At 71.5% G+C, this 1100-nt stretch carries 2 protein-coding genes; one reads left to right on the forward strand and one right to left on the reverse strand.

Going from position 1 to position 1100, the window contains the following annotated elements; all coding sequences use genetic code 11:
* Positions 1-52: 52 nt before the first annotated feature.
* Positions 53-544, reverse strand: a complete 492-nt coding sequence (tpx, locus tag N864_RS22495; RefSeq protein ID WP_034722836.1) for a thiol peroxidase — start codon at positions 542-544, stop codon at positions 53-55.
* 66 nt (positions 545-610) lie between these two features.
* Between tpx and N864_RS22500 the strand changes: the two genes are divergently transcribed.
* Positions 611-1100: ceramidase domain-containing protein (locus tag N864_RS22500; protein WP_034722837.1), on the forward strand; the 490-nt coding region annotated here is incomplete at its 3' end.

Here is a 1100-nt window from a genome sequence, read left to right on the forward strand (position 1 = left end):
CGGAGTTTGCGCTCACTCGACGGGTGGGGGGAGAGAGCCGGGGAGCCCTGGGTCAGTTGAGGACGGCGAGGGCGGCGTCGTAGTCGGGCTCGGTCGTGATCTCCGGGACGAGCTGGCTGTGCAGCACCGTGCCGTCGGCGTCGATGACGACGACCGAACGCGCCAGCAGGCCCTTCATCCCGGTGCCGGTCAGGGTCACGCCGTAGTCCTCGCCGAACGTCGAGCGGAACGCCGAGGCGGCCGTCACGTTCTCGATCCCCTCGGCGCCGCAGAACCGCTTGAGCGCGAACGGCAGGTCCTCGGACGCGCAGATGACCTCGACGTTGTCGAGACCGGCGGCGAGCTCGTTGAACTTGCGGACGCTCGTCGCGCACACGCCGGTGTCGATGCTAGGGAAGATGTTGAGCACGACGCGCTTGCCTTCCGGACGGGTCACGTCCTTGAGGTCGGTGGTGGCGAGGGTGAAGTCGGGGGCGACGTCGCCGACGAGCGGCAGGTCGCCGATCGTCTCGACAGGGGTGCCTCGGAGTGCAGTGGTAGCCATGCACCTTTCCTAGCAAACGCGGCCCGCACACCAAAGCGGCCATCCAGTGGGCGGTACGGTCACGTCATGTCCAGCGACGGCGCAGTCTGCCTCGCGACCAGGTGCTTCTGCGAGGCGGTCCACACGACCGGACTCGCCCAGCCCGTCAACGCCTGGTCCTCGCTCGCCTTCGTCGTGGCCGGGGTCGCCGTCCTCCTCCCGACCGGGGAGCCGGCCCACCGTGAGCGGGTCCTGCGCCTCCTGCTCGGCAGCGCGCTCGTCGCCGTCGGCGGGGCGAGCTTCGCCTTCCACGCCACACTCACCCGCCTGACCGAGTTCCTCGACACGTGGACGATGGCGGCGCTCGCGACGGTCGTCCTCGGCGGGGCGGTGGTCCGGCGCGGGCTCGGCCGGGCCCGGGTGGTCGTCCTGCTCGGCCTGGCCCTGGTCGCGATGCTGGTGCGCGTCCTGTGGACCTGGCCGGAGACCCGCCGGGTCGTCTTCGGCGTCCTCCTCGCGGTGGGGACGGCCATCGAGATCGGCCGCACCCGCACGCCGGTGGCCGCGTTCCAGCCGC

This window comes from Intrasporangium chromatireducens Q5-1 (genome assembly GCF_000576575.1).
Lineage (GTDB): Bacteria > Actinomycetota > Actinomycetes > Actinomycetales > Dermatophilaceae > Intrasporangium_A > Intrasporangium_A chromatireducens.

Bases quoted from the DNA above. Each gene is read 5' to 3' on its own strand.
- tpx (WP_034722836.1), bottom strand. From the start codon at position 544: ATGGCTACCACTGCACTCCGAGGCACCCCTGTCGAGACGATCGGCGAC.